The sequence below is a fragment of the Burkholderia aenigmatica genome, assembly GCF_902499175.1.
In the GTDB taxonomy this organism is placed as follows: Bacteria; Pseudomonadota; Gammaproteobacteria; order Burkholderiales; family Burkholderiaceae; genus Burkholderia; species Burkholderia aenigmatica.
Map to the genome: position 1 here is coordinate 20,443 of NZ_CABVQC010000041.1, position 25,993 is coordinate 46,435.

A 25,993-nucleotide genomic window follows, 5' to 3' on the forward strand; every position below is an offset into this window, starting at 1 on the left:
GCACGCCGCCGCACGCGGTTTGCCAAAGCCGGCTCAGTCAAGTAACTTTCGGCGTACGCCCTCGCCCTGGAGATTGGCCCGATGAAGCTCGCCCTGCCCGCCCGGATCCTGGGCCTCGCGCTCGCCGCTACCCTCGTCGCGCCCGGCGCGCATGCCGACACGCCCGTCGTGGTGTCGTCGAAGATCGATACCGAAGGCAACCTGCTCGGCAACCTCATCGCGCAGGTGCTGAAAGCGCACGGCATCCCCGTCACCGAAAAGATCGCGCTCGGCACCACGCCGATCGTGCGCAAGGCGCTCACGAGCGGCGAGATCGACATCTACCCCGAATACACCGGCAACGCCGCGTTCTTCTTCAACAAGGCCGACGATCCGCTGTGGAAGAACGCAAGCCAGGGCTATGACACCGCGAAGCAACTCGACTACGCGGCGAACCATCTCGTCTGGCTCACCCCGGCACCCGCGAACAACACGTGGGGCGTCGCCGTGCTCGCGCCCGTCGCGCAGTCGCAGCACCTGAAGACCTTCTCCGATTTCGGCAAGTGGGTGGCCGGCGGCGGCAAGGTGAAGCTCGCGGCGTCGGCCGAATTCGTGAACAGCGCGTCGGCGCTGCCGTCGTTCGAGAAGGCATACGGCTTCAAGCTGAAGCCCGACCAGCTCGTCGTGCTGTCCGGCGGCGACACGGCCGCGACCATCAAGGCCGCCGCGAACCAGACCGACGGCGTGAATGCCGCGATGGTCTACGGCACCGACGGCGGGATCTCGTCGAGCGGCCTCGCGGTGCTCGACGACGACAAGCACGTGCAGCCCGTCTACGCGCCCGCGCCGGTGATCCGCGAAGCCGTGCTGAAAGCGCATCCGCAAATCGCCGACTACCTGAAGCCCGTGTTCGCGAGCCTCGACCTGAAGACGCTGCAGACGCTGAACGCGCGCATCCAGATCAACGGCGAACCGGCCGCCGGCGTCGCGAAAAGCTACCTGAAATCGAAGGGCTTCGTTAAATGACCGGTCGCGCGGCAGCGTCCGCGCGGCGCATCACGGCGGACAAGGTCGGCATTCTGATCGGCATCCTGACCATCGTCGCCGTGCTCGGCCTGCCGTTCGCGGTGCTGCGGCCGAACCGCATCGCGGCCGGCACCGACCTGTCGGTGTTCGCCGCGCTGCCGGCCCCGCAGGCAGCCGCGCTCGCGACGCTGTGGATCGTCGGCGCGCTGTGGGCGATGACGGCGAGCCGCCCCACGTGGCGGCTCGCGGCCGGCTGCGCGTGGCTCGCGACGCTCGCGTACGCGGTCGGCGCGGCCGCGACGCACGTCGTCGCACCTGACGACATGCTCGCCCGCGTGTCGCCCTCCTCCGGCGTCTGGCTGCTGCTGTTCGCGTGGGCCGTGTTCGTCGCAGACGCGCTCGCACGGCTCGCATTCGGCCCGTGGCGACGCCTCGCCGCGCTCGTCGTTGCAATAGCAGCGATTTCGGTGCCGCTCGCGAGCGGCTGGTGGGATGGCCTCTCCGTGATGCGCGAATACGCGGTGCGCAGCGACGATTTCTGGCGGGAGGCGATCCGGCACGTGTCGCTCGCGGGCGGCTCGGTGGCTGCTGCGCTCATCGCGGGCGTGCCGCTCGGCATCGCGTGCGCGCGCATCGCGGCCGTGCGTACCGTCGCGATGCCGGTGCTCAACATCGTGCAGACGATTCCCAGCATCGCGATGTACGGGCTGATGATGGCGCCGCTCGGGCTGCTCGCCGCACGCGTGCCGCTCGCGGCTGCGCTCGGCATCCGCGGCATCGGCGTCGCGCCGGCCGTGCTCGCGCTGTTCCTGTATTCGCTGCTGCCGATCGCATCGAGCGTCGTGGTCGGGCTCGGGCAAGTGCCGCCGCACGTGACCGAAGCGGCGCGCGCGATGGGCATGACGCGCACGCAGCGGCTGCTGCGTGTCGATCTCGTGCTCGCGCTGCCGGTGATCCTGAGCGGCGTGCGCATCGTGCTCGTGCAGAACATCGGGCTGACCGCGGTCGCCGCGCTGATCGGCGGCGGCGGCTTCGGCACCTTCATCTTTCAGGGGATCGGGCAATCGGCCGCCGATCTCGTGCTGCTCGGCGCGATCCCGACGATCGCGCTCGCGCTGGTGGCGGCCGTCATGTTTGAAGCCGCGACCACGCTCGCGAAAGGGCGTGCAGGATGATCGAGATCGAACGGGCCGGCAAACGCTTCGGCGACATCGTCGCCGTCGACGACGTCTCGCTAACGATGAAGCGCGGCACGATCACCGCGCTCGTCGGCGCATCGGGCAGCGGCAAGTCGACACTGCTGCGCATGATCAACCGGCTGATCGCGCCCACCAGCGGCACGATCCGCATCGACGGCGTCGATACGGCCACCGTTGCACCCGAGCAGTTGCGGCGCGGCATCGGCTACGCGATCCAGGGGCACGGACTGTTTCCGCACTGGAGCGTCGCGCGCAACATCGCGACCGTGCCGCGCCTGCTCGGCTGGCCCGCCGAGCGCATCGACGCGCGCGTGAACGAATTGCTCGACCTGTTCCATCTCGCACCGGCCGAGTTCGCGGACAAGCTGCCGCACGAACTGTCGGGCGGCCAGCAGCAGCGCGTCGGCGTCGCGCGCGCGCTCGCGGCCGAGCCCGCGATGCTGCTGATGGACGAGCCGTTCGGCGCGCTCGATCCGATCATCCGCAGCAAGGCGCAGGACGACCTGTTCGCGCTGCAGCGCCGCCTCGGCATCACGGTCGTGATCGTCACGCACGATATCGAGGAAGCGCTGAAGCTCGGCGACACGATCGCGGTGATGGACGGCGGCCGGCTCTTGCAGGTCGCTTCGCCGGCCGAGATTCTCGGCAAGCCGGCAGCCGGCGTCGTCGAGCAGCTCGTCGCGGGCGTCGACCGGCCGCTGCGCCTGCTCGCGCTGACGCCGATCGACTTGGTGGCGGAAGCCGGTCATGCCGACGGCGAACCGATCGCCGCGACGCGCACGCTGCGCGATGCGGTGTCGGAGCTGCTGTGGCGCGGTGTCGATGTGCTGCCAGTGGAAGATGGCAACGGCCACAACACGCGCCGCATCACGCTCGATGCGATCCGCGCGCACGCCAGGAAGCCCGCATGACGACGCGCAGCAGCGTGCAGCCCAAGCGGTCGGCGCTTCTTGCGACCGTCGCACGCGCCGCCGCGCTCGCGCTGCTGCTCGTGCTGCTGTTGCGCCCCGCATCGCTGCAAGGATTGTTCGCGCCGTTCGCGGACAACGGCGCACCGGTCATCTACGATCGCGCGAGCCTGCTCGACCTCACACTCGCACATCTCGGCACGGTCGCGTTGTCGAGCGTGATCGGCACGATCGTCGCGGTCGCGGCCGGCATCGCGGTCACGCGGCCGTGGGGCGCGGATTTCCTGCCGGTCGCGCGCAGCGTCGTCGACATCGGCCAGACCTTCCCGCCCGTCGCGGTGCTCGCGCTCGCGGTGCCGGCCGTCGGCTTCGGATTGAAGCCCGTGCTGATCGCGCTCGTGCTGTATGGCCTGCTGCCCGTGTTCGAAAGCACGATCGCCGGGCTCGAGGACGTGCCGCGCGACGTCGTCGACGCCGCGCGCGGGATGGGCATGAGCGGCTGGCAGCAACTCGTGTCGGTCGAGCTGCCGCTCGCGTTTCCGGTGATCGTCAACGGGGTCCGGCTCGCGGTCGTGATCAATCTCGGCACCGCGACGATCGGCTCGACGGTCGCCGCGCGCGGGCTCGGCGACGTCATCATCGCGGGGCTGCAGACGTCGAACACCGCGTTCGTGCTGCAGGGCGGCGTGATCGTCGGGCTGCTCGCGGTGCTCGTCAGCGATGCGATCGGCGCGATTGCACGGGTAGCGGCCGCCCGGCGCACGTAATGCGCGTGGGGACACATCCTGTCACGCACCGGTGCCTGTAAAAACGACCGACACGCAACGCCTGGCGACGTTCATCCGGACTCCGATGCGTGTCCGCGCAACGATTGGCTCGCTGCCCGACGCGGGTCGACACAAGCCTACATGCCGCTTTCATTCGAGCCAGCCTTCGACCACCTGCGGCAATTGGCCGATATACTAGGCGCCTTCCCATTCCCCGCACTCCACCATGCGACGGTTTCTCTGGCTGATCGTGCTTTCGCTCGGCATTGCGCAACAGGCATCGGCGCAGCAGGCGCCCGCACTGCCTGCGTTCGCGCCCGAAGCGGCCGCATCGGCACCGACCGTCGCATCCGCACCGCTCGCCGACGCCAACGATCAGCCGAACGAAGCAAACCGCCGCATCACGTCCTACCTGACGAAGAAATTCGGTGTCGCGCGGGAACGCGCCGCGAAGCTCGCCGATATCGTGAGCGTCACTGCGACGAAATATTCGCTGCCGCCCGCACTCGTTTACGCCATCATTTCGATCGAATCGCGCTTCCAGGAAAAGGCGCGCGGCCAGCATGGCGCGACCGGGCTGATGCAGGTCGTGCCGGCCGCGCACCGCGGCCTGGTGCGCAACGTGAAGGACCTGACCGAACCGAACGCGAACGTCGAAGTCGGCTCCGCAATTCTGTCGGGCTACGTGAAAGCGGCCGGCGGCAACGTGCAGGCCGGGCTGAAGAGCTACAGCGGCGGATCCAGTGCGTATGCGGCGAAGGTGATGCAGCGGGTCGAATCGTTCCGGTTCGTGCTCGAACCCGATGACGATGCGAAAGCCGCCAAATCGCCGAGCGACACAAAGGGTCGCCTGATACCGGTCAGCGATACTTCCCCTCCTGCGTCGGCGCGCGACAGTCAGTAAGCGCCCCCTTTTGACGGTGCCGCGCATGCGCCACGCGATCCGACACACGATCCCCTTCCTTGCCGTCACCACGCTGGCAACCGGCCACGCTTTCGCCGAAGTCGATTGCGAACACCAGGGCCTGACGATGGACCCCGTGCGAGCCTGCATACTCGAAAACAACCATCAGTCCGTCGACCACGCGTATCAGTCGCTCGAGCGCAAGCTCAAACAGCGCAACCCCGATGCGGCCAGCGCGCTCGCGAAGTCGCAGGCCAGCTGGACCCGCTTCGCCGGCGACACCTGCGACTACGTGAAAGCCGCGAATCCTCAGCAGATGATCCCGAGCGACGCGTGGGTGAGCTGCTGGGTCGACTTCAGCCAGGCACGCGTGCGCATCCTGAAGAAATGGGAAGCGCAAGCGGACGCGCCGCCACCGGCGCAACAGTAACCGACGCGCCAAAAACCCTCACGCCTGCGCGAAATGCGCGCGCAGATACTCGATGAAAACCTGCGTCTTCGCGGGCAGCAAACGCGTTTCGGTCATCGCGAAGACGGGCACCAGCGCGCCCTCCCATTCAGGCAGCACGCGCCGCAGCCGGCCGGCGGCGACATCGTCGGCCACCACTTCCTCCGGCAACTGGATGATCCCCGCGTCATGCACGGCGAGTTGCCGGTTCATGCCCACGCTGTTCACGACGAACCGCCCACCCACCGGCACGTCGACCGCCTGCTCGCCGCGACGCAGCGTCCACGCGGTGAGGCGCTGCACGCTCATGCACTGGTGCCGCGCCAGGTCGCCCGGTTCGAGCGGCTCGCCCGCGCGTTCGAGATAGCGCGGCGACGCATACAGGTAGTTGCGGAACGTCGCGAGCCGCCGTGCGACGAGCTGCGAATCCGCGGATTCACCGATCCGGATCGCGACGTCGAACGGCTCGCTCACGAGGTCGACGCGCCGTGACGTCAGCTCGAAATCGAAGGTCAGCTTCGGGTAGCGGTTCGCGAATTCGACGATCAGCGGCGTCAGGTAGATCACCGCGAAATCGACCGGAAACGACGCACGCAGCACGCCCGCCGGTTCGGCCAGCAACCCGCCGAGCTGCTCGTGCGCGAGCCGCGCCTCGTCGACGATGCGCTTGCAGCGCTCGAAATACAGCTGCCCGGCTTCCGTCAGCTCGATGCGGCGTGTCGTGCGGTGCAGCAGCCGCAAGCCGATCGCCTTTTCCAGCGCGCCGATCCGCCGCGACAGCGTCGAATTCGGCATCCCCAGCGTGTCGGCCGCGCTGCGAAAACCCTTCGCCTTCACGACTTCCACGAACAGCGCCATGTCGTTCAGCAGTTCCATATCGATTGCTCCACCAATGGATCAATGTTCTCCATGACACCCACTTTATCCCGAAAAAGGATCAATGGATGATTCCGGTATGGCGTCACGGCCGGCGCAACGTGCGCGACCCTCGCCCGATGCGGCACTCCCCGGTGCCGTCACCCGAACTTCGATGAGGAAATACGCGATGAAACATCTTTTCGTTCCCGCTCAAGCCGGCCAGGACGCGCCGCGCCTGTTCGCCCCGGTCCGCGTCGGCCGATACGACCTGCAGAACCGCCTGGTCATGGCGCCGATGACGCGCAGCCGCGCCGCATTCGACGGCACGCCCGGCGCGCTGGCCGCCGAGTATTACGCGCAGCGCGCGGACCTCGGCCTGATCGTCAGCGAAGGCACGCAGCCGTCGGACGACGGCCAGGGCTACCTGATGACGCCCGGCATCTACACCGATGCGCACGTCGCCGGCTGGAAGACAGTCAGCGACCGCGTGCACGCACGCGGCGGCCGGCTGTTCATCCAGTTGATGCACGTGGGGCGCATGTCGCATCCCGACAATACGCCGCATCATCGCCAGGGCGTCGCGCCTGCCGCGATCGCGCCGGGCGTGCCGATGTTCACGATGAAAGGGATGCAGGAGATTCCCGCGCCGCGCGCGCTGACGACGGATGAAGTGCGCGCCACCGTGAACGACTTCCGCATTGCCGCGCGCCGCGCGATCGAGGCGGGTGCCGACGGTGTCGAGATCCACGGCGCGAACGGGTATCTGGTCCAGCAGTTCTTCGCGCCGAACGCCAACACGCGCACCGACGCGTACGGCGGCTCGATCGAGAATCGCGCGCGCTTCGCGATCGAGGTGGCCGAAGCGATCGCCGACGAGATCGGTGCGGACCGCACCGCGATCCGCCTGTCGCCGGGCACCACGCTGTGGGGCATCGACGAAGGCCCGGAAAGCGCCGGCCTGTATCGCTACCTCGCGACGGGACTCGACCGGCTCGGCCTCGCGTACCTGCACGTGATGCACGGGGGCGACGAGCCGCTGCTCGCGGACCTGCGCGCACGCTGGAACGGCACGCTGATCGTGAACCGGCCGGGCCGCGCGCGTGACGCGATCGGCACGGATGTCGCGACGGGGCTCGCCGATCTCGAAGCGTATGGCCAGATGGTGCTCGCGAATCCGGATTTCGTGACGCGGCTGAAGACGGGCGCACCGATGAACGACGCGCAGCGCGACACGTTCTTCGGCGGCGATGCGCGCGGGTATGTCGACTATCCGGCGCTGGATGGGGCGGCTGCGGCCTGACGCTTCGGATCAGGGCGATCGCCGTGACACGCTGGAACGCGTGTTGCGGCGATCGCCCGTGGAAAGCCCGATTTCAAAGCAGGTCGACGTTCACCCGGGACACCATGGGCGCAATACGCAGCACGCGGTCGGCCTGGGCACACACGTACTCCGAAATATTGCCTACCCAGCCACGTTCGTCGCCCGCGTAAACATCGGACTTCGCCAATTCGGGGGCGAGCGTCCTCGCCAGACTTGCCATCTTCGACATTTCGCGCGCGACGAACGATGGCCGGATCTGCGTGCGATGCGCAAAATCCGCAAGAGCGAACGCGGTCAGTTCCTCCGTGCGAAAAACATCCCCGTAGGCCATCGCCATATCCTGGACGTATGCGTCGCCATACACGTTGACACAAACGAGGTCGTAAAGCGGTGCCGGTGCAAGCCCGCCACCGCTGACGAAAAACGAGATGTTCTTGCCATGCGCGTCGCTGTTGCCGATCAGCAGTTGCAGCAGTGCCCAGCGCAGCATTGCCGTGCGCGCGGCCGCCGGGGTCTCGAGGCACGGCGTCAGCGAGAACAGCTTCTCGAAGCTCACGCCTTCGCGAATATTGCGCACGTCCGCGTTGTTACCGAGGTTGCGTTCGTACTTGAGCGTCGCCGGCAAGTCCAATGCCTGGCATCCATCGATGACATGAAGGCGCCGCACCGCACTGACGCGCGTCGGATCGTCCGGCTCGGTCGTCACGATCCGGTCGAAGCGCTCGATGAGCAAAATGGGTTCCGGGATGCGGCGAATCTCGACGGGCGCCACTGGCAGCCCCATTCGAGCGGCCAGCGTCATACAGAAATGCTCGTTGGCGACCATGAACGGCGCATGCGGGTTGCCCGACTCCGGCTTCAGAATGTGCGTGCTGCTGAGCGCCCCTTCGACGAGTGCAAATTGCTCCCCCTCGACCAGCACCTGCAGCTTGTCCTGATGGCCGGCAATCGACAGCCGGACCTGGCCGTCCCACACCGGAAAAGGGATCGTGTCGCGCTTGCGAATGCGGTCGGTCAACTCCTCCGCGGATATCACGCGACGTTCCGACTCGAGGGCATCCGGTGCCTGCGCGCGCGCTCCGTCGTCCGGCAGGAAACTCAGCGCGCCGACCGGCTCCTTGCCGAGCATCCGGATCAGGCCGAACACGTTGTCCTTCGATAGCTGATACATCGCCGCGGCCACTTCGAGCGCACGCCCCTCGGGCAACAAATTGCCGACGAAGCGCTGCACCGCACCCACGGGAAGCGAACGACCGTCGAGCGGAATGCACGGCGACAACGCGAACGCATCAGCGCGCGCCTGCCACGTCGGGTCATACGAAAAACCGTAGTCATCCTGACGGGCGTCGTAGGTCAGTTGCCCGACGAGCGAACCGTTGGTCGAGATGCGCAGGCGATGAACCATCACGCGCCTTCCCTCGACCCCGCCAGAACAGTCGGCTCAGCCAGTTCATGCAGCGCCTTGCGCGCGACCGGCACGTCGCGTTTCGGTACGACGAGCAAATTGAGCCCTAGACCGTCGAGTACCTTGAACAACTTGTCGAGGCTCACTGCCCGGCCGTTTTCGAGCCGCGACAGCACATCCTTGGAGACGCCGAGCATATCGGCCGCGTCGTCGATCCGCATCTGGTTCTGCGCCCGCCGGTTGCGGACGAGCGCCCCCAACGCCGCGAGATCCTGCGCAAGCGGGTCGGGTGATGCAATCGGGCGGGGTAAGGTGCGGGCCATAATTCCGAGATACCAGGAACAAAACACCGACGAACGTGTATCGAGGGCATTGTTACGAGAATATCGGAATTATAGGCTTGAACGCCGATGAAGGCCAATTGTTCTCATATTTCAGGAATAAATGCCAACACACTCAAGGTTGACACATTATTCTCATATTTCAGGAACTATACAGGCCAACAAGTGCCACGCTGGCGGCCGACCGGCATCGTTGCGACGCGCTCGTCGACCGCCTCTCCCCCATCAAAACTGCCCCGCCGCCCCCGTCCACCGCAAATAATCGCCGCGCGTCCAGTCGAGCGACACGCCGACCCGCTTCGTGCCGGGCCGGATCTTCGGCTTGTACACCGACAGCGTCAGCGACTCCAGCGCCGGCCATTCACGGAACGACAGCACCGCGATATCGGCGACGAGCGTCTCCAGCAACCGCGTATGCGGCTTGTGCGACAGGAACGCGGCAAGGCGCGCGCAATAGCCGTCGTAATCGATCCACTCGCCCTGCTCGCTCGGCTCGCAGCGATAGCCGAGCCGCGCATCGATCACGATCGGCTGCGGCGCTTCATGCTCGTGCGCATGAACGCCGATCCGCGCGGGCACCTTCAGTTCGTCGACGAACACGCTCCAGCCGCGCCCGCGCAGGCGCGGCGCGTCGATCGCCACGAACGGTTCGTCGAACGGCTTCATGATGCAAGCGGCGCCGCGGCGTCGAGCATGATGCGCACGAAATAGTCGGCGAAGCTGCGACGCAGGACGATCTCGAACGCATCGTCACCGGTCGGGATCAGCACGATCGACGACTTGAAGTAGTGCGACTGCGCGCACTGGCCCGGCTTGAACGCGCGCGGATGGAGATCGAGCGGGCAGCCGCGTGCGAGCACGTCGCGCACGCGTTCGCCGCTGATCTCGACAACCGTGTAGCCGCTGCCGACATCGACGGCCGCCGCATACGAACCCTGCACGGCCTCCGCAAGCTGCGCCTCCAGCACGCCGGCCTGCACCGGCCCGTTCGAGCGCACGAGCCATTCGTCCGGGCCGAGCCACAGCACGTCGTACTCGGCGCCGCGCGCGACCGTGTTCGGCGCTGCGGGCGGCCGGCAGCCGACCACGCGCTCGAACGCGCTCACGAACGCCGGATCGCTCAACTCGCCACGCACGTTGACGAGATCGAGGAACGGCCGCTCGCGCAGCGTGAACTTCTTCGAGGCGCGCGCCTGGTGCGGCTTCAGCACGTCGGCCGCGCCGACGAACGGCGATTCAAGCGTCACGCCGCCCGCGCCCGCCACCTGCGTCTGGTTTCTGGTTTCATTCCACATGCTGACGCACCCCTTCGGTATCGTAGAAAACCGGGCTCGAGATCTTCGCGGTGATGCGCTTGCCGTTGGCCAGCGGAATCACGACGCTCTCGCCCATCTTGTTCAGGCCGCCCTTCACCACCGCGAGCGCGATCGAGCGCTTCAGGATCGGGCTGTAGTAGCTCGACGTCACGTGGCCGATCATCGGCGTCGGATCGACCGCCGACACCTGCGTGTCCTTCGCGACGATCTGCGCGCCTTCCGGCAGCACGAACTGTTCGTCCTCGGTCAGCAGGCCGACGAACTGCTTGCGGCCTTCCTTCGCGGTATCCGAGCGCGTGAGCGAACGCTTGCCGAGGAAGTCCTTCGACTTCGCGACGAGCCCGCCCATCCCGAGGTCGTACGGCGTGATCGAGCCGTCGGTATCCTGGCCGACGATGATGTAGCCCTTCTCCGCACGCAGCACATGCATCGTCTCGGTGCCGTACGGCGTGATGTCGAACTCGGCACCGGCCGCCATCAGCGCTTCCCACACCGCGCGGCCCGCATTCGCCGGCACGTTCACTTCATAGGCCAGCTCGCCCGAGAAGCTGATCCGCATCACGCGCGCCCTCGCGCCCGCGACGGTGCCGTTCCGGTAGCTCATGAACGGGAACGCCTCGTTGCCGAAGTCGATGTCCTGGCACACCTTCTGCACGACCTTGCGGCTCTTCGGGCCGACCACCGCGAACGTCGCCCAGTGATCGGTGACCGACGACAGCCGCACCTTCATGTCGGGCCATTCGGTCTGCAGCCAGCGTTCGAGCCACGTGAGCACGCGCGCCGCGCCGCCCGTCGTGGTCGTCATCATGAAATGCTGGTCGGCGAGGCGCACCGTCACGCCGTCGTCGAACACCATCCCGTTCTCGTCGAGCATCAGCCCGTAGCGGCACTTGCCCACTTCGAGCTTGTTCCACGGGTTCGTGTACATCCAGTTCAACAGCTTCACCGCGTCCGGGCCCTGGATGTCGATCTTGCCGAGCGTCGATGCGTCGAGAATGCCGACGCTGTTGCGCACCGCCAGGCATTCGCGCTTCACGGCCGCATGAAGATCCTCGCCGTTCTTCGGGAAGTACCACGGCCGCTTCCAGTTGCCGACGTCCTCGAACAGCGCGCCGTGCTCGACGTGCCACTCGTGCACGCAGGTCTTGCGGATCGGATCGAGGAAATCGCCGAGCTCGCGGCCCGCGAACGTGCCGAACGACACGGGTGTGTAGTTCGGGCGGAACGTCGTCGTGCCCGTTTCAGGAATCGTCTTGCCGAGCGCGCCCGCGAGGATCGCCATCCCGTTGATGTTGCCGAGCTTGCCCTGGTCGGTGCCGAAGCCCATCGCCGTATAGCGCTTCACGTGCTCGACCGACTCGAAGCCTTCGCGTGCGGCCAGCAGGATGTCCGCGGCCGACACGTCGTTCTGGAAGTCGACGAACTGCTTCGGCCCGCGCGCCGCGGCTTCGCGGCTGCCGACCAGCCACAGCGGCTGCAGTGCGCCTTCGACGGCTTCCGCGACCTGCGGTGCGACCGCGCGCTGCGCAGCCGTGAAGCCCGCCGCCTTCGCGGCCTCCACGCCCGCATCGACCGCGAGCCGCAGCGCGCGCGCCAGGCCGAATTCGCCGGCTGCGGCACCAATGCTCGCTTCCGCCTGCACGGGCTTGCCCGGCAGGAAGCAGGCCTTCTCGTCGCTCCAGCAGGCCTTGCCGCCCGACTGCGCGAACAGGTGCAGCACCGGGCTGAAACCACCCGACATCGCGACGAGGTCGCACGGCAGCGTCTGCAGCTTGCCGCCCACCTGGCCGTTCGAGAGCGACGCGACGTCGACCGACGATACGCGCCACTTGCCCGATGCGCCCGTCACGACCGCGCCGCTCATCACCGTCACGCCCTGCCGCTTCGCAGCGGCCGGCAGCGCACCGTTCGACGACGCGCGCGAATCGACGACCGTCACCTTCGCGCCGCACGCCTTCAGGTCGAGCGCGGTCTGGTAGGCGCGATCGTTGTTCGTGAACACGACCGCGTTGCGGCCCGGCAGCACGCCGAAGCGATGCACGTAGGTGGACACCGCACCGGCGAGCATCACGCCCGGCAGGTCGTTGTTGCCGAACACGATCGGCCGCTCGTGCGCGCCGGTCGCGAGGATCACGCGCTTCGCGCGGACCTTCCACAGCAGCTCGCGCGTACCCTTGCGCATCGACACCGGCAGGTGATCGGTCAGGCGCTGCGTGACCGTCACGAGGTTGTGGTCCTGATAGCCGAACGCGGTGCTGCGCGACAGGATCGTCACGTCGGGCAGCTTGCGCAGCTCGGCCTCGATCTTCTCGACCCACTGCAGCGCGGGCTTCGCGTCGATCTCGGCGCGGCACGACAGCAGGCTGCCGCCGAGTTCGCGCTGGTCGTCGACGAGGATCACGCGCGCGCCGGCCGTGGCGGCCGCATGCGCGGCGGCGAGGCCCGACGGGCCACCGCCGACGACGAGCACGTCGCAGTGCGCGTAGCACTTGTCGTAGCGATCGGCGTCGAGCGCTTCCGGCGCCTTGCCGAGGCCGGCTGCTTCACGGATCTTCTCTTCGTACTTCGGCCACATGTTGCGCGGCCACATGAAGGTCTTGTAGTAGAAGCCGGCCGGCAGGAAGCGCGACAGCTTCTGGTTGATCGCGTACTTGTCGTTCTCGAGCGTCGGCTCCGCGTTCACGCTGGACGCGACGAGCCCCTGATACAGCTCGATCTCGGTCGCGCGCGCGTTCGGCACCGTGTACGGGCCCGATTCGAGCTGCACGACGGCATTCGGTTCCGCGACGTCGGCCGTCACGATCCCGCGCGGACGGTGGTACTTGAAGCTGCGCGCGACGAAGTGCACGCCGTTCGCGAGCAGCGCGGACGCGAGCGTGTCGCCCTGGAAGCCTTGATACGTGCGGCCGTTGAACGTGAACGTCAACGGAATCGCGCGATTGACGCGGCCACCGGTGCCGAGGCGGTCTTTCTGGCTCATTTGCTCGTGCCCTCTTCGTGTGCGTTGCCGGCAGCTTCGCCGAACTTTTCGTAGCCCTTGATATCGTAGGTCACCGTGTCGCGCGTGGCCTTGAACCAGCGGCGGCAGCCCTGCGCGTGCAGCCACTGCTCCTTGTGCAGCCCGCGCTTGTTCTCGCGCATGAACACGTACTCGCCCCATTCGCGGTCGGTCATATTCTCGTTCGCAACCGGGCGCACGATGTCGGCTTCACCGCCGCACGTGAACTCGGATTCGGCGCGCGGCCCGCACCACGGACATTCGATCAGCAACATGTTTCCTTCTCCTTCAGTGCGGGGGTTAGTGCGCGACGGCGGCAGCGCCGTGCTCGTCGATCAGGTGGCCCGTGTAGAAACGGTCGAGCGCGAACGGCGCGTTCAGCGGATGCGGTTCGTCGCGGGCGATCGTGTGCGCGAACACCCAGCCCGAGCCGGGCGTCGCCTTGAAGCCGCCGGTGCCCCAACCGCAGTTGAAATAGAGGCCCTTCACGTCGGTCTTGGTGATGATCGGGCACGCGTCCGGCGACACGTCGACGATGCCGCCCCACTGGCGGTTCATCCGCACGCGCGAGAACACCGGGAACATCTCGACGATCGCCTGCAGCGTGCTTTCGATGATGTGGAAGCTGCCGCGCTGGCCGAAGCCCGTGTACTGGTCGATGCCCGCACCGATCACGAGGTCGCCCTTGTCGGACTGGCTGATGTACGCGTGCACCGCGTTCGACATGATCACCGAGTTGACGACCGGCTTGATCGGCTCGGACACCAGCGCCTGCAACGGGTGGCTTTCGATCGGCAGGCGCACGCCGGCCATGTCGGCGAGCGTCGTCGTGTTGCCGGCTGCGACCACCGCAACCTTCTTCGCCTTGATGAAGCCCTTCACCGTATCGACGCCGACGACTGCACCGCCTTCGCGGCGAATGCCCGTCACCTGGCAGTTCTGGATGATGTCGACACCCGCGCGATCGGCGCCGCGCGCGAAGCCCCAGGCCACCGCGTCGTGACGCGCCACACCTGCCCGGCGCTGGATCGATGCGCCGAGCACCGGATAGCGACTGTTCAGGTTGATGGTCGGCTCGATTTCCTTGATCTGCGCGGGCGTCAGGAATTCAGCGTCGACGCCGTTCAGCCGGTTCGCGTTCACGCGACGCTCGGTGTCACGCACGTCCTGCAGTGTGTGGGCCAGGTTCATCACGCCGCGCTGGCTGAACATCACGTTGTAGTTCAGGTCCTGCGACAACCCTTCCCACAGCTTCATCGCCTTCTCGTACAGCGCGGCCGATTCGTCCCACAGATAGTTCGAGCGCACGATCGTCGTGTTGCGCGCGGTGTTGCCGCCGCCGATCCAGCCCTTCTCGAGAATCGCGACGTTCGTGATCCCGTGCTCTTTCGCGAGGTAGTACGCGGTCGCGAGGCCGTGGCCGCCGCCGCCGACGATCACGACGTCGTATTCCTTCTTCGGTTCCGGGCTCTTCCACTGCTTTTCCCAGTTCTCGTGATACGAGAGGCCGTTGCGGAACAGGCTGAATATCGAGTAGCGGCTCATGTTAGTGATCCTTCGTTTAGCATTCGATGACGTTCACGGCCAGACCGCCGCGCGACGTTTCCTTGTATTTCGTCTTCATGTCGGCGCCCGTCTCGCGCATCGTCTTGATGACCGAATCGAGCGACACGTAGTGCTGGCCATTGCCCTTGAGCGCCATCCGCGATGCGTTCAGCGCCTTGATCGCGCCCATCGCGTTGCGCTCGATGCACGGGATCTGCACGAGCCCGCCGACCGGGTCGCAGGTCATCCCGAGGTTGTGCTCCATGCCGATCTCGGCAGCGTTCTCGACCTGGTCGGGCGTGCCGCCCATCACCGCGGCGAGCGCGGCGGCGGCCATCGAGCACGCGACGCCCACTTCGCCCTGGCAACCGACTTCCGCGCCGGAGATCGACGCGGTTTCCTTGTAGATGATCCCGATCGCCGCGGCCGTCATCAGGAATTCGACGATGCCGGCTTCGTTCGAGCCCGGCACGAACTTCACGTAGTAGTGCAGCACCGCGGGAATCACGCCGGCCGCGCCGTTGGTCGGCGCGGTGACGACACGGCCGCCCGCCGCGTTCTCCTCGTTGACGGCCATCGCATACAGGTTGACCCAGTCGAGCATCGACAGCGGATCGCGCAGCGATTCCTCCGAGCGCTCGCGCAGGCGGGCATTCAGCTCGGCCGCGCGGCGCTTCACGCGCATCGGGCCCGGCAGGTCGCCCTCGACCTTGCAGCCGCGCTCGACGCAGGCGGCCATCGTGCGCCAGATCGCGAGCAGCCCGGCGCGCACTTCGTCGGCGGGACGCAGCGCGGTTTCGTTGCGCATCATCAGCTCGGCGATCGACAGCCCGTGCTCGCGGCACTGGCGCATCAAGTCGTCGCCGGTGCGAAACGGATACGGCACCTCGACCGCCGCACGCACGCCGTTCACGCGATCGCCGTCGCGGTTCACGACGAAGCCGCCGCCGACCGAGTAATACTCTTTCTCGACGAGCAGCTGGCCGTGCTCGTCGAAGGCCTGGAAGCGCATGCCGTTCGGGTGCACGATGCTCGTGCCGCTCATCAGCTTGCGATAGAAGCCGATGTGCTCCTTCTCCTCGAAGCGGACGGTCTGCTTGCCGAGCAGCGACAGCGATTTCTCCGCGCGGATCGCGGCAAGCCGCGGCTCGATCAGGTCCGGGTCGATCGTGTCGGGCAGGTGGCCCTCGAGGCCGAGCAGCACGGCCTTGTCGGTACCATGGCCCTTGCCGGTCGCGCCGAGCGAGCCGTATAGTTCGACCCGCACGCGGCGCACGAACCCGAGCAGGTTCGCGTCCTCCACGTGCGACGCGAAGCGGCACGCGGCGATCATCGGGCCGACCGTATGCGAACTGGACGGGCCGATGCCGATCTTGAACAGGTCGAAGACGCTGACGTTCATCTGGCTTCCTCTGGGTGGGACACACGTGAAATGACGTTGGCGCCAGTACATCAAAGCGTAAAATCGGCCGATAGAACAAAAACGGCATCGGCGTGGGATACCGCCGCCAAGCACCACTTCGGCGGCCCCGAAAGTGCGTTTTGGCGATGGTTGGCGACGGAAAACCACAAGTCGGGCCGGAACCGATCGGCGACGCTGGCTACATCCGCGCCGCCCGGCCCCGCCCGCTCGCCGTACCCGCATTACCCGTATCAACAGACTGAGTGAGACCGCCCGCCCGGCGTGAAGAGATTGGCCGCAATGACAACCGACGTCCCCGCTTCCCCCCTCGCAGAACCCGCGCCGCGGCGTATCCGCTTCGGCATCGTGCTGCTGCCGAACTTCACGCTGACGGCCTTCTCGGGCTTCGTCGACATGCTGCGGCTGTCGGCGGACGACGGCGACTACAGCAAGCCCGTGCGCTGCGCGTGGAGCGTGATCGGCGAGACCCTCGCGCCGGTGCGCGCGAGCTGCGGGATCCAGATCACGCCGTGGGAAACCCTCGACGCGGCCGAGCCGTTCGACTATGTGGTTGTGGTCGGCGGGCTGCTGCATTCAGGCCCCCAGGCGGGCCCCGAGACGCTCGACTTCATCCGCCGCTCGGCGGCCGACGGCGCGACGGTGGTCGGCATCTGCACCGGCGTGTTCACGCTGATGCGCGCGGGCGTGCTCGACGGGCACCGCACCTGCGTGAGCTGGTTCCACTACTGGGATTTCATCGAGCGCTTTCCGGCCGCCGACCCGGATCTGCTGATCGCCGACCGGCTGTTCGTGATCGACCGGCGCCGCATCACCTGTTCAGGCGGCCGTGCGTCGATCGACGTCGCCGCCGCGATCCTGCTGCGTCATTTCGATCACGCGACCGTGCAGAAGGCGCTGCGCATCCTGCTGGTCGGCGAGATGCAGAAAGGCAATGCGCCGCAGCCGCATCCGCCGGGGCTCGAGCCGGCCACGCATCCGAAGGTCAAGCGCGCGATTCTCCTGATGGAACAGCATGTCGGGCGTGCGCTGTCGCTCGACGAGCTCGCGAGCAAGCTGGATTTGTCCACGCGGCAACTCGAGCGGCTGTTCAAGGCGGAAACGGGCAAGAGCCCGCAGGCGTTCGCGAAGCAGGTGCGGCTGCGTACGGCCGCATGGCTGCTGACGAGCTCGGATCGCACGGTGGCCGATATCGCATCGAGCTGCGGGTTCGCCGATGCGTCGCACCTCGGGCGCGAGTTCCGCAAGCAGTACGGCGTGCCGCCGGCGACGTATCGGGAACGGGGGGGTGACGTGGCGGAAGCCGGTGCGGCGGCGGAGGAGAACGAGCCGTTATCTCAAACCCCGCTCATTTCCTCCGACTGAACGCGGTCGATTATTCAGGCCGAGTGCATCACGCAACCGTGTTGGCAGCGACTGCCGATCATTTCGGCATTGCGTGAATGACGGCATGTCGCGGAATGGATTATTCGAATATCGCGCGCTTCCGGCGATTGGACCGTTTCGTGCCCGCGATGCAAACGAAACGCTATCGCACAGCGGGCCCGAGATCATAGGTCTTCTGCAGGTCGCCGAAAGTCACGATCACCTTCGATGCCTTCCCGCGCTTGATGACGAACACATTGTTGTTGATCACGCCCGTGGTGGGCATCATGCCGGGCGTCCGGTCTTCGCTCGACTCGATACTCAACGTGAGTGAATCGCTTCCGCCTGGCGCATCGGGCACCGTCCGAACCGTGTCCGCATACCCGCGGTCGAGGAACGACTGGTGCGAAATCACCAACAACAGATCATCCGGCCCCGGGTTGATGTCGGGCGGCAGCTGCGCGGTCCCGTAGTTCGCCGTCCGGAAGCCACGCAAGTCGTCCGGCGAACGAACGACCGTCAGGTAGGTGTTCAGCCCAAGAATCAGGAACGCGCTATCGCCCTTCGTCTGCTGGCCTTGCGCATCCTCCTTGATCGCGTGAGGCGCCGTGTTCACGTCGCCGGCGGATGGCAATGGTAGCCCCGGCACGGTGAGCGACGTGAATTGACCCGCCGGCGAATAATTGACCGGCGTGTCGTGCCTGCTGCACGCCGCCAGCATGACCGCGAGCGCGATCCAGACAGCGCGAAAAGATACGCCTTCGAATTTGAATGGCACGAACGTCTCCCGAACACCTTTCCTGTTTTGTTGCCCCATCGCATGCCGCGGCTTGGCGAACACCGATCGCAAGCGAATTGAATAAAAGCCGATTGGAAACCTGGCCACCTATTCACCGGAATTCAGGGCTTTATACCATGCGGCGATTTTGGATCGAGCGTCACGGAAAACCCGAGACGGCTCCAATGGAAATGGCGAATTCGCCGAATCGATCAAGACAATTGGACGCGGATCATCGGTACGCTGCCCGAAGGGCTCGATGATCGGATATCGGCCGGGGTGCTTCGGCCGGTTCCGTACCGGGGATTCCGCCATCGAAAACCGTGCGTCACGGCCCCATCGCTACCGATACGACACCTGGCGCCCCCAAGACCCGAACGTTCGACGCACGTTATCTTGATTTGGAACCGGTTTCAATCAATTTAACCGGCGTTGCACTCCGTTAACCGAGGGTTATCCCGGATGCTGTCGCCTCTCCAAATTTGTATGATGACCACATAACCTTACAAACCAGAGCACCATGTTCGAGAAAATTCCCGCCCGTGCAATGAGCGACCATGTCGCGCAGCAACTGCTCAAGCAGATCGAAGTCGGCAGTTTCTCCGCCACCGGCAAGCTGCCGACGGAGGCCGTGCTCGCGCAGGAATTCGGCGTGAGCCGCACCGTGATTCGCGAAGCGATCTCGCGGCTGAAGAACGAAGGCGTGGTCGAGCCGCGCCAGGGCAGCGGCGTGTACGTGAACCAGCACGGCGCGATCCGGCCGCTGCGGATCGACTACGCGGAAGCGGTCGAGGCCACGTCGCTGCCGCACCTGCTCGCGGTGCGCCGCGCGATCGAGGCCGAGGTCGCGGCCGAAGCCGCGTTGAATCACACCGATGAAGACATGGCCGACATCGACGACGCGCTGCGCAAGATCGACGATGCAGTAGCCGAAGGACGCGACGGCGTCGCGGAAGACGTCGCGTTCCACCGCACGATCGCGGCCGTCACCGGCAACCCGTATTTCCTGAAAACGCTGCAGTTCCTGAACCAGTACCTCGAAGCCGGCGTGAAGGTCACGCGGCGCAACGAAGCGACGCGCGAGGACTTCTCGCGCCAGGTGCGCGAGGAACACGCGGCGATCGCCGACGCGATCCGCGCACGCGACCCGATGGCCGCACGCAACGCAGCACGCACGCACATGTACAACGCCGCCCGCCGTCTCGCGGAAGCCGGCATCTGCTGAACCCGGCAGCGGCAGCGCCGCCCCTCTCCCGAATCGATCAAGGTTGACCATGTCACGAAATGTTGGAGTCATCGGCCTCGGCGCGATGGGCCTCGGCGTCGCCCGCTCGCTGCTGCGCGCCGGCCTGCGCGTGCACGCATGCGACGTGCGCGACACCGTGCTGCAGGCGTTCGCCGCCGAAGGCGGCATCGCCTGTGCGACGCCGGCCGAACTCGGCGCGCAGTGCGACGTCGTCGTCACGCTCGTCGTCAATGCCGCGCAAACCGAAACGGTGCTGTTCGGCGAGCACGGCGCGGTCGCGGCGATGAAGCCGGGTGGCGTCGTGATCGCCAGCGCGACCGTCGCGCCCGAATTCGCGGTCGCGCTCGGCGCGCGCATCGAGGCCGCCGGCCTGCAGATGCTCGATGCGCCGGTGTCGGGCGGCGCCGCGCGCGCGGCCTCCGGCGAGATGACGATGATGACGTCGGGCCCGGCCGCCGCGTACGCGGGCTGCGAGGACGTGCTCGCCGCGATCGCCGGCAAGATCTATCGCCTCGGCGACGCGCACGGCATCGGCTCGAAGGTGAAGATCATCAACCAGCTGCTGGCCGGCGTGCACATCGCGGCGGCGGCCGAGGCGATGGCGCTCGGCCTGCGCGAAGGCGTCGATGCCGATGCGCTGTACGACGTGATCACGCACAGCGCCGGCAATTCGTGGATGTTCGAGAACCGCGTGCCGCACATCCTGAACGGCGACTACACGCCGCTGTCGGCCGTCGACATCTTCGTGAAGGATCTCGGCCTCGTGCTCGATACCGCGCGACGCAGCAAGTTCCCGCTGCCGCTGTCGGCCACCGCGCACCAGATGTTCATGAGCGCGTCGAGCGCCGGCCACGGCGGCGAGGACGATTCCGCCGTGATCAAGACGTTCCCCGGCATCACGCTGCCGCCTGCCCGCTGATTCGACCGACGCCCCTGCCATGACCGCTTCCGCTTCCCGTCCCCTGCTCGGCTGCATCGCCGACGATTTCACCGGCGCGACCGATCTCGCGAACATGCTCGTGAAGAGCGGCATGCGCACCGTACAGACGATCGGCGTGCCCGCCGACGGCGCCGCCGACACCACGCTCGACGCCGACGCGATCGTCGTCGCGCTGAAGTCGCGCACGATCCCCGCGGCCGACGCCGTCGCGCAATCGCTCGCCGCCTACGAATGGCTGCGCGCGCAAGGCTGCCGGCAGTTCTTCTTCAAATACTGCTCGACGTTCGATTCGACCGACGCGGGCAACATCGGCCCCGTCGCCGATGCGCTGCTCGATGCGGCCGGCGGCGGCTTCACGATCGCGTGCCCGGCATTCCCCGAGAACGGCCGCACGATCTATCGCGGCCACCTGTTCGTCGGCGACGTGCTGCTGAACGAATCGGGGATGGAGAACCATCCGCTCACGCCGATGAAGGACGCGAACCTCGTGCGCGTGCTGCAGCGGCAAACGCAGTCGCCGGTCGGCCTGATCCGCTACGACACGATCGCGCTGGGCGCGGCCGCCGTGCGGGCGCGGATCGACCAGCTGCGCGCGGAAGGTGCGCGCTTCGCGATCGCCGACGCGCTGTCGGATCGCGACCTCTACGTGCTCGGAGAAGCGTGCGCGGGCCTGCCGCTCGTCACCGGCGGCTCGGGCATCGCGCTCGGCCTGCCGGCGAATTTCCGTCGCGCGGAGCAACAGCCCGAACGCGACAACGCGGCGTCGCTGCCACGCATCGAAGGGCTCTCGACAGTGCTCGCCGGCAGCGCGTCGAAGGCCACCAACGCGCAGGTCGCCGCCTGGCGCGCCACGCGGCCGAGCTTCCGCGTCGATCCGCTCGCGGCGTCGCGCGGCGAACCCGTCGTCGACCAGGCGCTCGCGTTCGCGCGCGCGCACCTGCCGCAGCCCGTGCTGATCTACGCGACCGCGACGCCCGACGAAGTGAAGGCCGTGCAGCAGGCACTCGGCGTCGACGCGGCCGGCCATCTCGTCGAAGCCACGCTCGCGGCGATCGCGCGCGGCCTGCGCGACCTCGGCGTGCGCAAGTTCGTCGTCGCGGGCGGCGAGACCTCCGGCGCGGTCGTGCAGGCGCTCGACGTGAAGTCGCTGCAGATCGGCGCGCAGATCGATCCGGGCGTGCCGGCGACGGCCACCATCGACGCGCAGCCGCTCGGCCTCGCGCTGAAGTCCGGCAACTTCGGCACCACGGACTTTTTCGACAAGGCGCTGCGCGCGCTGGATGGAGCCGCACGATGAGCGACGAAGCGAAACTGCGCGAAGAGATCTGCGTGGTCGGCGCGAGCCTGTATGCGCGCGGCCACGCGGTCGGCAGCGCCGGCAACATCAGCGCGCGCCTCGCCGACGGCTGGCTGATCACGCCGACCGACGCATGCCTCGGCCGGCTCGATCCGAACGACATCGCGAAAGTCGGCCGCGACGGCCAGCACTTGTCTGGCGGCAAGCCGTCGAAGACGCTCGCACTGCATCGCGGCATCTACGCGCGCAACGCCGAAGCGAACGGCATCGTCCACACGCATTCGACGCATCTCGTCGCGCTGACGCTCGCGGGCGTGTGGTGCGACACCGACGTGCTGCCGCCGATCACGCCGTACTACGTGATGAAGGTCGGCCACGTTCCGCTGATCCGTTACCGCCGCCCCGGCGACCCGGCGGTCGCGGCCGAAGTCGCGGCGCTCGCCGACCAGGTACGCGGCGTGCTGCTCGAGCGCCTCGGCCCCGTGATGTGGGGGCCGTCGGTGTCGCACGCATCGTTTGCGCTCGAAGAGCTCGAGGAAACGGCGCGGCTGTGGCTGATGACGCACCCGAAACCCGAGCCGCTCGACGACGCCGCGCTCGACGAATTGCGCAACAGCTTCGGCGCGCGCTGGTAGCGACGCGCCCGGCAACGATTCCCATGCCCGCCGTGTGCGCGGGCCCTTCCGTCAGCACACACATGATCCGGCGGCGGTCGCGCCGCCGGCAGACAACACCCTGGAGACGACGATGACTGCTCTCGACGCGGCCGCTGGCCGCTCGCCCGCCGCGCCCGCCCATGCCGCGGAACTCGACCGCACCTACAAGAAAGTGTTCTGGCGCATCGTGCCGTTCCTGATGCTCTGCTACGTGGTCGCGTATCTCGACCGCGTGAACGTCGGCTTCGCGAAGCTGCAGATGTCGCAGGATCTCGCATTCAGCGAAACGGTGTTCGGGCTCGGCGCCGGCATTTTCTTTCTTGGCTATTTTCTTTTCGAACTGCCAAGCAATATGCTGATGCACCGGATCGGCGCACGCATCTGGATCGCGCGGATCATGATCACGTGGGGCCTGCTGTCCGCGCTGTTCGCGTTCGTGAAGACGCCGACGCAGTTTTACGTGCTGCGCTTCCTGCTCGGCCTCGCGGAAGCCGGCTTCTATCCGGGCGTGATCCTGTATCTCACGTACTGGTTCCCGTCGCATCGCCGCGCGAAGATCATCGCGGTGTTCATGTCCGCGATTCCCGTGTCGGGCATCTTCGGCAACCCGCTGTCGGGCTGGATCATGGAGCGCTTCCACGGCGGCTCGGGCTTCCACGGCTGGCAATGGATGTTCATGATCGAAGCCGTGCCGGCCGTGCTGGTCGGCATCGCGACGATCCTGTATCTCGACAACAGCATCCGCAGCGCGAAGTGGCTCGACGAGCGCGAGAAGCAACTGCTGGAGGACGAGATCGCCGCGCAGCCGCAGGAACAGCAGAAGCACGGTCATTCGCTGAAGGCCGTGTTCTCGGACCCGCGCATGTGGTGGATGTCGCTGATCTACTTCGCGTTCGTCACGGGCCAGTACGGCCTCACGTTCTGGATGCCGACGCTCGTCAAATCGACCGGCATCACCGATACGTTGCAGATCGGCCTGCTGTCGGCCATTCCGTTCCTCGTCGCGATCGTCGTGATGAACCTGTTCGGCCACAGCGCGGACAAGCGCCGCGAACGCCGCTGGCACCTGATCGTGCCCGCACTGATGGGCGCGGTCGGGTTTGCGGTCGCCGCGTCGTACTCGCACAATACAGCGGTGTCGATCGTGTTCCTGTCGCTCGCGGCCGGCGGCGTGCTGACCTGCGCCCCGCTGTTCTGGTCGCTGCCGACCGCGTTCCTCGCGGGCTCCGCCGCCGCGGCCGGGATCGCGATCATCAACTCGGTCGGCAACCTCGCCGGTTTCGCGAGCCCGTACGTGATCGGCTACCTGAAGGACGTCACGCACAGCACGGCGTCCGGCATGTACGTGCTCGCCGCGATGCTCGTGATCGGCGCGATCGCCGTATGGCTCACGCCCGCGAAACTCGTGAACCGCTGATCTGCCGAACCGGCCGCCATTCGACGCGGGGTGCCGTGCGCCCCGCCCCATTCATTCACAGGACCCGCTGCCATGCCACGCTTCGCCGCCAACCTCTCGATGATGTACACCGAGCATGCGTTCCTCGAACGCTTCGCCGCTGCCGCCTACGACGGCTTCAAGGCCGTCGAGTACCTGTTTCCGTACGACTTCGCCGCCGAGGACATCCGCGCGCGCCTCGACACGCACAACCTCGAACAGGCGCTGTTCAACGCACCGCCCGGCGACTGGGCCGCGGGCGAACGCGGCACCGCGTCGCTGCCGGGCCGCGAGGACGAGTTCCGCCGCGGCATCGACCAGGCGCTCGACTATGCGCGCGTGCTCGGCAACAAGAAGCTGCACGTGATGGCCGGCATGGTGCCGCCGGGCGCCGACCGCGCCCGCCATCGCGACACCTACCTGTCGAACCTGCGGCACGCGACGCAGGCCGCCGCCGCGCAGGGCATCACGATCCTGATCGAGCCGATCAACCAGCGCGACATGCCCGGCTATTTCCTGAGCCGCCAGGACGACGCGCAGGCGATCTGCGCGGAAGTCGGCGCACCGAACCTGAAGGTGCAGTTCGACTGCTACCACTGCCAGATCGTCGAAGGCGATCTCGCGATGAAGCTGAAGCGCGACTTCGCGGGCATCGGCCATATCCAGATCGCGGGCGTGCCCGAGCGTCACGAGCCGGATCTCGGCGAACTCAACTACCCGTATCTGTTCGCGCTGATCGACGCGCTCGGCTACGACGGCTGGATCGGCTGCGAATACCGCCCGAAGGCCGGCACGTCGGAAGGGCTCGGCTGGCTCAAGCCTTATCTGTAATTCAAAGCATTCGAAGAGGGCAACTCAAATGAAAGTACTGATCACCGGCGGCGCCGGCTTTCTCGGCCAGCGTCTTGCGCGCAAGCTGCTCGAGCGCGGCGAACTGACCGGCCCCGATGGCCGGAGCCAGCAGATCGACGAGCTGGTACTGCTCGACGTCGTCGCAGGCAGCGATTTCGGCGACGCGCGCGTGACGTCGATCGTCGGCGACATCGCCGACCGCGCGGTGCTCGACAGCGCGATCGACACGCAAACCGGCGCGATCTTCCACCTCGCGGCAATCGTCAGCGGGCAGGCCGAGGCCGATTTCGATCTCGGCATGCGGATCAACCTCGACGCGTCGCGCACGCTGCTCGAAGTGTGCCGCGCGCGGGGCCATCGGCCGCGCGTCGTGTTCACGAGCTCCGTCGCGGTCTATGGCGGCGCACTGCCCGACGTCGTGCAGGACGATACCGCGCTGAACCCGCAATCGTCGTACGGCGCCGAGAAGGCGATCGCCGAACTGCTGCTGTGCGACTACGCGCGGCGCGGCTTCGTCGACGGCCGCGTGCTGCGGTTGCCGACGATCAGCGTGCGGCCGGGGCGCCCGAACGCGGCCGCGTCGTCGTTCGCGAGCGGCATCATCCGCGAACCGCTGAACGGCGAGGAAAGCGTGTGCCCGGTGCCCGGTACAACGCGGCTGTGGCTGCTGTCGCCGCGCGGCGCGATCGAAGCGCTCGTCGCGGGCTGCGAGATCGACAGCACGCAGCTCGGCAACAAGCGTGTGATCAATCTCCCCGGCATTTCGGTGTCGGTCGACGAAATGATCGCGGCGCTGCGCGAAGTCGCGGGCGACGAAGTCGTGAAGCTGATCCGCCATGTGCCGGACGAGCGCGTCGAGAAGATCGTCGGCAGCTGGCCCGGCCGCTGGGATACGTCGCGCGCGGAAGCGCTCGGGCTGAAGGGCGACACGTCGTTCGCGGACGTGATCCGCAGTCATCTCGCCGACGAGCGACGCTGATCGCGCCGCC

25 protein-coding genes are annotated in these 25,993 nt (G+C 67.0%); 15 read left to right on the forward strand and 10 right to left on the reverse strand.

Annotated elements, in window-relative coordinates; all coding sequences use genetic code 11:
- The first annotated feature begins 81 nt into the window (after positions 1 to 81).
- From osmF to BDO18943_RS26040, 6 genes are all read left to right on the forward strand, one after another.
- The gene (osmF, locus tag BDO18943_RS26015; RefSeq protein ID WP_043180592.1) at positions 82 to 1,005 is read left to right on the forward strand and encodes a glycine betaine ABC transporter substrate-binding protein OsmF; all 924 of its coding nucleotides are present in this window, start codon (positions 82 to 84) and stop codon (positions 1,003 to 1,005) included.
- Positions 1,002 to 2,180, forward strand: coding sequence for an ABC transporter permease (locus BDO18943_RS26020; protein ID WP_043180595.1), 1,179 nt, complete (start codon positions 1,002 to 1,004; stop codon positions 2,178 to 2,180). The genes osmF and BDO18943_RS26020 overlap by 4 nt, the downstream gene beginning before the upstream one ends.
- Positions 2,177 to 3,115 carry an ABC transporter ATP-binding protein gene (locus BDO18943_RS26025; RefSeq protein ID WP_175024590.1) on the forward strand — a complete coding sequence of 313 codons (939 nt, stop codon included), beginning with the start codon at positions 2,177 to 2,179 and terminating at the stop codon, positions 3,113 to 3,115. Before BDO18943_RS26020 ends, BDO18943_RS26025 begins: the two co-directional genes overlap by 4 nt.
- The gene (locus tag BDO18943_RS26030; RefSeq protein WP_175024591.1) at positions 3,112 to 3,879 is read left to right on the forward strand and encodes an ABC transporter permease; all 768 of its coding nucleotides are present in this window, start codon (positions 3,112 to 3,114) and stop codon (positions 3,877 to 3,879) included. The genes BDO18943_RS26025 and BDO18943_RS26030 overlap by 4 nt, the downstream gene beginning before the upstream one ends.
- A gap of 226 nt (positions 3,880 to 4,105) precedes the next feature.
- On the forward strand, positions 4,106 to 4,783 hold the full coding sequence (locus tag BDO18943_RS26035; protein WP_175024592.1) for a lytic transglycosylase domain-containing protein: 678 nt from the start codon (positions 4,106 to 4,108) through the stop codon (positions 4,781 to 4,783).
- A 25-nt stretch (positions 4,784 to 4,808) separates the two neighbouring features.
- Entirely contained in the window at positions 4,809 to 5,213 is a 405-nt protein-coding gene (locus tag BDO18943_RS26040) for a lysozyme inhibitor LprI family protein (RefSeq protein ID WP_175024593.1), read from the forward strand.
- Positions 5,214 to 5,231: 18 nt separating this feature from the next.
- Here the strand turns inward: BDO18943_RS26040 and BDO18943_RS26045 are convergent, their stop codons facing one another.
- A complete protein-coding gene (locus tag BDO18943_RS26045; RefSeq protein ID WP_175024594.1) occupies positions 5,232 to 6,107 on the reverse strand; it encodes a LysR family transcriptional regulator in 876 nt (291 codons plus the stop codon).
- Between the two features lie 169 nt (positions 6,108 to 6,276).
- Between BDO18943_RS26045 and BDO18943_RS26050 the strand changes: the two genes are divergently transcribed.
- The gene (locus tag BDO18943_RS26050; RefSeq protein ID WP_175024595.1) at positions 6,277 to 7,389 is read left to right on the forward strand and encodes an alkene reductase; all 1,113 of its coding nucleotides are present in this window, start codon (positions 6,277 to 6,279) and stop codon (positions 7,387 to 7,389) included.
- Between the two features lie 73 nt (positions 7,390 to 7,462).
- Here the strand turns inward: BDO18943_RS26050 and BDO18943_RS26055 are convergent, their stop codons facing one another.
- The 8 genes from BDO18943_RS26055 to BDO18943_RS26090 form a co-directional block, all read right to left on the reverse strand.
- Positions 7,463 to 8,815, reverse strand: a complete 1,353-nt coding sequence (locus tag BDO18943_RS26055; protein ID WP_175024596.1) for a HipA domain-containing protein — start codon at positions 8,813 to 8,815, stop codon at positions 7,463 to 7,465.
- The gene (locus BDO18943_RS26060) at positions 8,815 to 9,138 is read right to left on the reverse strand and encodes a helix-turn-helix domain-containing protein (protein WP_175024597.1); all 324 of its coding nucleotides are present in this window, start codon (positions 9,136 to 9,138) and stop codon (positions 8,815 to 8,817) included. The genes BDO18943_RS26055 and BDO18943_RS26060 overlap by 1 nt, the downstream gene beginning before the upstream one ends.
- A gap of 243 nt (positions 9,139 to 9,381) precedes the next feature.
- Positions 9,382 to 9,822 carry a dihydroneopterin aldolase gene (locus BDO18943_RS26065; RefSeq protein ID WP_175024598.1) on the reverse strand — a complete coding sequence of 147 codons (441 nt, stop codon included), beginning with the start codon at positions 9,820 to 9,822 and terminating at the stop codon, positions 9,382 to 9,384.
- Positions 9,819 to 10,451, reverse strand: coding sequence for a sarcosine oxidase subunit gamma (locus BDO18943_RS26070; protein WP_043180612.1), 633 nt, complete (start codon positions 10,449 to 10,451; stop codon positions 9,819 to 9,821). The genes BDO18943_RS26065 and BDO18943_RS26070 overlap by 4 nt, the downstream gene beginning before the upstream one ends.
- A complete protein-coding gene (locus tag BDO18943_RS26075) occupies positions 10,441 to 13,452 on the reverse strand; it encodes a sarcosine oxidase subunit alpha family protein (protein WP_175024599.1) in 3,012 nt (1,003 codons plus the stop codon). Before BDO18943_RS26075 ends, BDO18943_RS26070 begins: the two co-directional genes overlap by 11 nt.
- Positions 13,449 to 13,745, reverse strand: a complete 297-nt coding sequence (locus BDO18943_RS26080) for a sarcosine oxidase subunit delta (protein WP_175024600.1) — start codon at positions 13,743 to 13,745, stop codon at positions 13,449 to 13,451. The genes BDO18943_RS26075 and BDO18943_RS26080 overlap by 4 nt, the downstream gene beginning before the upstream one ends.
- Positions 13,746 to 13,770: 25 nt before the next feature.
- Positions 13,771 to 15,015 (reverse strand): sarcosine oxidase subunit beta family protein, encoded by a 1,245-nt coding sequence (locus BDO18943_RS26085; RefSeq protein ID WP_006480591.1) that lies wholly within the window; start codon positions 15,013 to 15,015, stop codon positions 13,771 to 13,773.
- Positions 15,016 to 15,031: 16 nt separating this feature from the next.
- On the reverse strand, positions 15,032 to 16,417 hold the full coding sequence (locus BDO18943_RS26090) for an L-serine ammonia-lyase (RefSeq protein WP_175024601.1): 1,386 nt from the start codon (positions 16,415 to 16,417) through the stop codon (positions 15,032 to 15,034).
- 300 nt (positions 16,418 to 16,717) lie between these two features.
- On the opposite strand from BDO18943_RS26090, the gene BDO18943_RS26095 reads away from it, so the two are divergent.
- Positions 16,718 to 17,800 (forward strand): GlxA family transcriptional regulator, encoded by a 1,083-nt coding sequence (locus BDO18943_RS26095; RefSeq protein ID WP_175024602.1) that lies wholly within the window; start codon positions 16,718 to 16,720, stop codon positions 17,798 to 17,800.
- Between the two features lie 163 nt (positions 17,801 to 17,963).
- Here BDO18943_RS26095 and BDO18943_RS26100 read toward each other — a convergent pair whose 3' ends face one another.
- Positions 17,964 to 18,686, reverse strand: coding sequence for a hypothetical protein (locus BDO18943_RS26100; RefSeq protein WP_175024603.1), 723 nt, complete (start codon positions 18,684 to 18,686; stop codon positions 17,964 to 17,966).
- Between the two features lie 412 nt (positions 18,687 to 19,098).
- On the opposite strand from BDO18943_RS26100, the gene BDO18943_RS26105 reads away from it, so the two are divergent.
- From BDO18943_RS26105 to denD, 7 genes are all read left to right on the forward strand, one after another.
- The gene (locus BDO18943_RS26105) at positions 19,099 to 19,803 is read left to right on the forward strand and encodes a FadR/GntR family transcriptional regulator (RefSeq protein ID WP_011354089.1); all 705 of its coding nucleotides are present in this window, start codon (positions 19,099 to 19,101) and stop codon (positions 19,801 to 19,803) included.
- Positions 19,804 to 19,852: 49 nt separating this feature from the next.
- Entirely contained in the window at positions 19,853 to 20,743 is an 891-nt protein-coding gene (ltnD, locus tag BDO18943_RS26110; RefSeq protein WP_175024604.1) for an L-threonate dehydrogenase, read from the forward strand.
- A gap of 19 nt (positions 20,744 to 20,762) precedes the next feature.
- Positions 20,763 to 22,061, forward strand: coding sequence for a 3-oxo-tetronate kinase (gene otnK / locus BDO18943_RS26115; protein WP_175024605.1), 1,299 nt, complete (start codon positions 20,763 to 20,765; stop codon positions 22,059 to 22,061).
- On the forward strand, positions 22,058 to 22,696 hold the full coding sequence (gene otnC, locus BDO18943_RS26120; protein WP_175024606.1) for a 3-oxo-tetronate 4-phosphate decarboxylase: 639 nt from the start codon (positions 22,058 to 22,060) through the stop codon (positions 22,694 to 22,696). The genes otnK and otnC overlap by 4 nt, the downstream gene beginning before the upstream one ends.
- Positions 22,697 to 22,808: 112 nt before the next feature.
- Positions 22,809 to 24,134: an MFS transporter gene (locus BDO18943_RS26125; protein ID WP_175024607.1), complete on the forward strand. Its 1,326-nt coding sequence runs from the start codon at positions 22,809 to 22,811 to the stop codon at positions 24,132 to 24,134.
- Positions 24,135 to 24,206: 72 nt separating this feature from the next.
- Entirely contained in the window at positions 24,207 to 24,983 is a 777-nt protein-coding gene (otnI, locus tag BDO18943_RS26130; RefSeq protein WP_175024608.1) for a 2-oxo-tetronate isomerase, read from the forward strand.
- A 28-nt stretch (positions 24,984 to 25,011) separates the two neighbouring features.
- The gene (gene denD, locus BDO18943_RS26135; protein WP_175024609.1) at positions 25,012 to 25,983 is read left to right on the forward strand and encodes a D-erythronate dehydrogenase; all 972 of its coding nucleotides are present in this window, start codon (positions 25,012 to 25,014) and stop codon (positions 25,981 to 25,983) included.
- Positions 25,984 to 25,993 lie beyond the last annotated feature (10 nt).